At 62.5% G+C, this 6,799-nt stretch carries 7 protein-coding genes; 6 read left to right on the top strand and 1 reads right to left on the bottom strand.

Annotated features, from left to right (window positions below; all coding sequences use genetic code 11):
- Positions 1-137 precede the first annotated feature (137 nt).
- Together AC6CHY_RS13150 and AC6CHY_RS13145 are read left to right on the top strand one after the other, a co-directional pair.
- Positions 138-521, top strand: a complete 384-nt coding sequence (locus AC6CHY_RS13150; protein WP_498226996.1) for a DUF3054 domain-containing protein — start codon at positions 138-140, stop codon at positions 519-521.
- Between the two features lie 57 nt (positions 522-578).
- Positions 579-857: an Lrp/AsnC family transcriptional regulator gene (locus tag AC6CHY_RS13145; protein ID WP_113764831.1), complete on the top strand. Its 279-nt coding sequence runs from the start codon at positions 579-581 to the stop codon at positions 855-857.
- A gap of 280 nt (positions 858-1,137) precedes the next feature.
- On the opposite strand, the gene trpD is transcribed toward AC6CHY_RS13145, so the two are convergent.
- Positions 1,138-2,190: an anthranilate phosphoribosyltransferase gene (trpD, locus tag AC6CHY_RS13140; protein ID WP_217387975.1), complete on the bottom strand. Its 1,053-nt coding sequence runs from the start codon at positions 2,188-2,190 to the stop codon at positions 1,138-1,140.
- Between the two features lie 146 nt (positions 2,191-2,336).
- On the opposite strand from trpD, the gene ctaE reads away from it, so the two are divergent.
- The 4 genes from ctaE (at position 2,337) to qcrB (ending at position 6,624) form a co-directional block, all read left to right on the top strand.
- Positions 2,337-2,975: an aa3-type cytochrome oxidase subunit III gene (ctaE, locus tag AC6CHY_RS13135; protein WP_336245038.1), complete on the top strand. Its 639-nt coding sequence runs from the start codon at positions 2,337-2,339 to the stop codon at positions 2,973-2,975.
- Positions 2,976-3,042: 67 nt separating this feature from the next.
- The gene (gene qcrC, locus AC6CHY_RS13130) at positions 3,043-3,831 is read left to right on the top strand and encodes a cytochrome bc1 complex diheme cytochrome c subunit (RefSeq protein ID WP_217387974.1); all 789 of its coding nucleotides are present in this window, start codon (positions 3,043-3,045) and stop codon (positions 3,829-3,831) included.
- A 69-nt stretch (positions 3,832-3,900) separates the two neighbouring features.
- Positions 3,901-4,944 carry a cytochrome bc1 complex Rieske iron-sulfur subunit gene (gene qcrA / locus AC6CHY_RS13125; RefSeq protein ID WP_217387973.1) on the top strand — a complete coding sequence of 348 codons (1,044 nt, stop codon included), beginning with the start codon at positions 3,901-3,903 and terminating at the stop codon, positions 4,942-4,944.
- A gap of 3 nt (positions 4,945-4,947) precedes the next feature.
- A complete protein-coding gene (gene qcrB / locus AC6CHY_RS13120) occupies positions 4,948-6,624 on the top strand; it encodes a cytochrome bc1 complex cytochrome b subunit (RefSeq protein WP_217387972.1) in 1,677 nt (558 codons plus the stop codon).
- The last annotated feature ends 175 nt before the right edge of the window (positions 6,625-6,799 follow it).

Below are 6,799 nucleotides of genomic sequence, written 5' to 3'. Positions count from 1 at the left end.
ACTTGGAGGTCTTCTTTTTGTCACTTAGCCACGCCGCATGTCACTAACGTCCGTGGTTAATACACCTAGGCTTTGGCCAAGCGGAGGTCCCGTCGTTCGCGGGCGCACCACCGTACTACGGGCCGTAGAATAGATACATGACCTCTCGTAAGACCTGGATCGAGTACTTCGCGATCGACGTGGTCCTCGTCCTGATCTTCGCGTTGACCGGACGGGGCTCCCACCAAGAATCCCTGACCATCCTCGGGGTGCTCCAAACGGCGGCGCCCTTCCTGCTGGCGCTGGCGGCATTGACGCTGCTCTCGCGCCCCTGGACCACGCACTCGCGAATCTGGCCCACCGGGGTCCTCGTTTGGCTCGGAACCGTTGCCCTGGGCCTGGCCCTGCGCGTGCTGTTCGGCGCCACCGCGGCGGTGCCGTTCATCATTGTCGCGACGATCGTGCTGGGCGTGCTCCTGGTGGGCCGCCGAGTGGTCACCACCCTTATTGCGCGCCGCCGCGTGCGCACGCCCGGATCCTGAACTAGGCTCGCTTCAAGTCCGGAAAACCACCGCCCATAACCATCTGGAGGTATCAACGTGGTCACTGCATTCGTCATGATCCAAACCGCTTCTGACAGCATTCCCGAGTGCGCCGAAAAGATCTCTGACATCGACGGCATCTCCGAGGTCTATTCGGTCGCCGGCGACTGGGACCTGATCGCCATCGCCCGGGTCCGCCACCACGAGGACCTGGCCGAGGTCATCGCCAACAAGCTCTCAAAGGTCCCCGGGATCACCGGGACGCAAACCCATATCGCCTTCCGGGCCTACTCCAGCCACGACCTGGATGCTGCCTTCTCGCTCGGTCTCGAGTAGCCGAACGGCTTTCGCACGGCGCACGACCCGTGGCGGGTGTGCCGCGACCCCGACCGGGGACCGCGGCACACCCGCCACCGCCGGTTAACCCCGAAACGCGGTCCCGCCGCCGGCCCCAGCCCCAAAAACCACACGGCGCTCGCCAGCGTCCGCAAAATGCAATCCCGGCCGGAGGCCGGCAAACCGGGTCCCGGGCCCCTGAAACGGCACTGGCGCGTCTCCCATCCGCAAGGGACGGGAGACGCGCCAGCCGGGGTGCGAAGCCGCACGCCCCGAAAAGCTAGGCCGTCGCCTGGATCCACTTCTCCAGGACCAGGCGCGCGGCACCGGAATCAATCGACTCCGCCGCCCGCCCGACGGCCACTGCCAGTCGCTCCTGCACCGACCCCGAGCCGTCCAGGTCGAACGCGACCAGCCCGGCCGCGGCGTTGAGCAGGACCGCGTCGCGGACCGGGCCCTGGGCGCCGTCGAGCACATCGCGCACCACCTGGGCGTTGTACTGCGCGTCTCCCCCGCGCAGGTCATCGAGCGTCACCCGGGCCATGCCCAGGTCCCTGGCATCGAATCGCGACTCGGTGACCTTTCCGTCGCGCACCTCCCACACCCGGTTGTCGGCCGTGGTGGTCAGCTCGTCCAGCCCGTCTTCGCCGCGGAAGACCAGCGCGCGGACGCCCCGTGCTGCCAGCACGCCGGCCATCAGCGGCGCCATGCGCAGGTCGGCACAGCCGATGGCAGATGCTGTCGGTTCGGAGGGATTGGTCAACGGCCCCATGAAGTTGAACGCGGTCGGCACGCCCAGCTCGCGCCGGGGCACTGCGGCGTTGCGCATGGAGGGATGGAAGATGTTGGCGAAGCAGAAGGTGATGTTCGCCGCGTCCAAGACGTCATGCAGCTTCTCGACGGGTACGTCGAGGCGGACGCCCAGGGCCTCGAGCACATCCGCGGAACCCGACGAGGAGGACGAGGCCCGGTTCCCGTGCTTCACGATCCGCGCCCCGGCCCCGGCGCACACCAGCGTCGACATCGTGGAGATGTTCACGGTGTTCTGTCTGTCACCCCCGGTGCCCACGATGTCCAGGTGCTCGCCCTCGACAACAAGCGGCCGGGCATTGGCAACCATCGCCTCGACCAGGCCGGTGAGTTCGGCAACGGTTTCGCCCTTGGAACGGAGCGCGACAAGGAACCCGGCCACCTGCGCATCGCTGGCATTGCCCGTCATCACCTCGCCCATGGCCCAATACGCTTGGTCCCGCTCGAGATCGCCGCCGGCGATCAGCGCAGAGAGAATTGACGGCCATGTGGGGAACTTTGGGTTCGTTCGAATCGTTGACACGCCACTAGGTTATCTACGAATCGTAGAAAGTCTGAAATGTTAATCCCGCGTGTTTCCGCGGCTGTAGGCGTGAAGCGGTGAAATTTCCCGCCACGCGGGGCCAGATGCATTGGTGTCGGAGGTACTTTTATAGACATAATGGCTCTGTGACAACTGCGACTCATGCCCTAATTGCCCCGGCGCATCCTGCGCCGAACCGTCCCAACATGGTGTCGGTAGGAACTGTCGTCTGGCTTGCCAGCGAGCTGATGTTCTTTGCCGCGCTTTTCGCCATGTACTTCACACTCCGCGCTGCATCGCCGGAAATGTGGGCGACCGAAACCGAGAAACTCAACGTTCCGTTCGCACTTATCAACACGATCATCCTGGTCTCGAGCTCGTTCTCCTGCCAGTTGGGTGTCTTCCGTGCCGAGGATCTTAAGCCTCGCCGCACCGGCGGACTGTTCAACTTGAAGGAATGGGGAATGGTCGAATGGTTCGTCCTGACCTTCATCCTCGGTGCCATTTTTGTTTCCGTTCAGGCCTACGAATACACCGAGCTCATCGCTCACGGTATTGCGCTGAACTCCAATGCCTACGGTTCCGTCTTCTACATGACCACCGGATTCCACGGCTTGCACGTGGCTGGCGGACTCATTGCCTTCCTGCTGATCATCGGCCGTGCGCTTATTGCACGTAAGTTCGGTCACTACGAGGCAACCGGTGCGATTGTTGTGTCTTACTACTGGCACTTCGTCGACGTCGTGTGGATCGCCCTGTTCGCGATCATCTACTTCCTGAAGTAGCGCAACCAACTACGTTGCCTGCTTTCGGCAACTTCCCCGTTCTAAGAAATAAGTGAGGAACCAGCAAGTGAAGGCTCTTTCGCAAAGGCGCCGCCATCCACTCGCCGCCGTCGCACTGCTGTTGATGGGCCTGCTCATCACTGGAGGCCTGTACATGGCCGCCGGCAGCGTCAACGAGGCCAAGGCGGCCACAGGATATAGCGCAAGTGACATCGAGGAGGGCAACAAGCTCTTCGTCGCGAACTGCGCTACCTGCCACGGTTTGAATGCAGAAGGATCGGCTGACGGTCCTTCGCTGATTGGCGTAGGCGCCGCTGCAGTCGACTTCCAGGTCGGAACCGGACGTATGCCGATGCAGATGCAGGGGCCCCAGGCTCAGGCCAAGCCGGTACAGTTCGATGAAACCCAGATCTCCCAGCTGTCGGCATTCGTAGCCAGCCTGGGTGCCGGACCGGCAATCCCGTCCGAAGACATGCTTGATACATCCCATGGCAACTCTGCCGCAGGCGGTACGGTATTCCGCGTGAATTGCGCAATGTGTCACAACGCCGCCGCTGCCGGCGGCGCACTAACGCGCGGCAAGTTTGCCCCGGCCCTCGCCGGTGTATCCGAGAAGCACATCTACGAAGCCATGATTACCGGCCCGCAGAACATGCCCGTCTTCAACGACTCGAACATCACCCCCGAAGAGAAGCGTGACGTGATCACCTTCCTGAAGGAAATTGAAGCACAGGGTTCACCGGGCGGGGCCAAGCTTGGCTCGCTGGGTCCGGTCGCTGAAGGTCTCTTCATCTGGACCGGTGGTTTGGGCATCATCATCGCCTTCACCATCTGGCTCACCTCGCGTCCTTCCTAGGTCGCTGGCGGCCCGTGCCGCCAACATCACTACGTACTAATGAATCTTGAGAAAAGGATGAGAGACAACATGGGCGACCATAGTCACGGCAGTCCGGACGACTCGGGCACCGTTGCTAAGGCTGGCACGGGAACCCTGGAGAAATTCCAGGATCCCGGCCTTCCGCCGCATCGGAAGCGCTTGGCAGATACCGACCCGCATGCAGAGAAGCGAGCAGAGCGTCAGGTAGCGCTGCTGTTTATCATCTCCATCATCGGAACGCTGTCGTTCTTTATTGCTTACTTCGTTCTCGGACGTCCGGAAAACATCTCGGAAATCCGTGTCCAGAACGCGATGCTCGGCCTTGGCACCACATTTGCCATGCTCGGCATCGGTATCGGCATTGTCCACTGGGCAAAGACCCTGATGCCGGACCACGAAATCTCGGAAATGCGCCATGAGATCACCACCGAGGCTGATCGCAAGGACGCCGAGGAAATCATCAACCAGGTGATCGAAGAGACCGGCATCAAGCGCCGTCCGTTGATTCGCAACACCCTCATCGGCGCCATTGCCTTGGCTCCGATCCCGGCCATCTTCATGTTCCGCGACCTTGACCGCTCCGGCAAGAATGCCGGCGAAATGATCGAGCAGTTCCGCCACACCATGTGGGACAAGGATGTTCGCCTTACCCGCGACCCGTCCGGCACCCCCATCAAGGCAGCGGATGTTCAGATCGGTTCGGCGTTCCACGTCATTCCCGAGGGACTTGACGAGGCCGAGGACATGCTCAACGAGAAGGCCAAGGCCGTTGTTTTGCTGATGCGCCTGGATCCGTCGAAGATGCAGGTCTCCGCGGGTCGCGAGGACTGGCACGTGGACGGCATTGTTGCCTACTCGAAGATCTGCACGCACGTCGGTTGCCCGGTGGCCTTGTACGAGCAGCAGACGCACCACCTGCTGTGCCCGTGCCACCAGTCGACGTTCGACCTCACGCAGGAATGCAAGGTCATCTTCGGACCGGCCGGTCGCCCGCTGCCGCAGCTGCCAATCACGGTTGACTCCAACGGCTTCCTCGTCGCCCAGAGCGACTTCCAGGAGCCTGTTGGACCGAGCTACTGGGAGCGTGGCTAATCCATGAGCACCACAACTGAGTACACCCCGAAGACCTCCACCGGTCGGATTGCCAACTTCGTCGACCAGCGTGTCGGCGGCTCGATCATCGTCAAGGAATTCGGTCGCAAGATCTTCCCGGACCACTGGTCCTTCATGTTCGGCGAAGTGGCGTTGTACACCTTCGTCCTGCTGCTGATCTCCGGAACGTTCCTGACGTTCTTCTTCGATCCGTCGATGGCACACGTCATCTACAACGGCTCGTACAACCCGCTCAAGGGCATCGGCATGTCCGCCGCCTACTCCTCGTCGCTGGATATCTCCTTCGACGTGCGTGGCGGCTTGTTCATGCGCCAGGTCCACCACTGGTCGGCGATCCTGTTCGTCGCCGCGGTGTCGGTCCACATGCTCCGCGTGTTCTTCACCGGCGCATTCCGCAAGCCGCGCGAACTGAACTGGGTAGTCGGCGGCGTGCTGCTGATCCTGGCGATGGCTGCCGGCTTCACCGGTTACTCGCTCCCCGATGACCTGCTCTCCGGCAACGGCCTGCGCATCATCGACGGGGTCATGAAGTCGATCCCGCTCGTCGGCACCTACCTTTCGCTGTTCCTCTTCGGCGGCGAATTCCCGGGCACCGTCATCATTCCGCGCCTGTACTCGCTGCACATCATGATCGTTCCGGCGATCATCCTGCTCATGGTTGCCTTGCACCTGTTCATGGTTGTTGTGCACAAGCACACCCAGTACCCCGGCCCGGGCCGCACCAACGACAACGTCGTGGGCTTCCCGGTCGGTCCGGTCTACGCGGCCAAGGCCGGCGGATTCTTCTTCATCGTCTTCGGCATCGTGGCGGCAATCTCCGGATTGCTGACCATCAACCCGATCTGGAACTACGGCCCGTACGACCCGTCGCCGGTATCCGCAGGCACCCAGCCTGACTGGTACATCGGCTTCGTCGACGGCGCCCTGCGCCTGATGCCGGGCATGTTGGGCAACTTCTCCTTCGAGTGGCTCGTCCCGTTGCCGTGGGGCACCAACACCCTGACGCTCAACGTGCTGTTGCCGGCGCTGGTACCGGCCGGCATCATGTTCACGATCATGTTCACCTGGCCGTGGATCGAAAGCTGGATCACCAAGGACAAGCGCGAACACCACCTGCTGGATCGGCCGCGCAACGCCCCGTTCCGTACGGGCATGGGTGTTGCCGGTGTCGTCTCTTACTGCGTGATGTGGGCAGCTGCCTCCTCGGACCTGATCGCGACGCACTTCCACGTGTCGCTGAACGACGTCACCTACTGGTTGCGCGTGCTGTTCGTCCTCGGCCCGATCCTCGGGTTCATTGTGGCCCGCCGCATCGCACTTTCGCTGCAGCGCAAGGACCGCGAGATCGTCCTGCACGGCCGCGAAACCGGCATCATCGAGATGACGCCGGAAGGCACCTTCTCGGAACGCCACGAGGCCCTGGATGCCTACAAGCTGCACACGCTGGTCAACTACGAGGACCGCAAGGTCATCCCGGCCCAGCCGAATGCAGCCGGCCACGTCAGCCGCAGCGAAAAGCGCCGCGGCGCCCTGTCCAAGTTCTTCTTCGAGGATCGCGTCGCCCCGGTGACTCCTTCCGAGTTGGCAGCACTGCATGCCGAGCATGGACACGGACCGGCAGAAATCGAAGGCTCCTCCACGGAGTCCATCGAAAAGTAGTACCTGCCAGGAAATCATCCTGACTGCGGGGGCCCACCAATTGGTGGGCCCCCGCAGTTTTTTAACCCATCTGTGCCCGTGCCGCCCCAGCCGACAACAACGAGCATGGCCCAACGCAACCCCGCTCCCCCGGCCACCCCCAACCGCCTTAGTCCTCGTGGCGTCCGGTGCCGTC

Source organism: Paeniglutamicibacter sp. GQ140, from assembly GCF_059759235.1.
This window is presented reverse-complemented; position numbering and strand designations above follow the sequence as displayed.

Excerpts from the sequence above, each read along its gene's own strand:
- AC6CHY_RS13150 (WP_498226996.1), top strand. The coding sequence starts at position 138 with ATGACCTCTCGTAAGACCTGGATCGAGTACTTCGCGATCGACGTGGTC.
- qcrA (WP_217387973.1), top strand. The coding sequence starts at position 3,901 with ATGGGCGACCATAGTCACGGCAGTCCGGACGACTCGGGCACCGTTGCT.
- qcrB (WP_217387972.1), top strand. The coding sequence starts at position 4,948 with ATGAGCACCACAACTGAGTACACCCCGAAGACCTCCACCGGTCGGATT.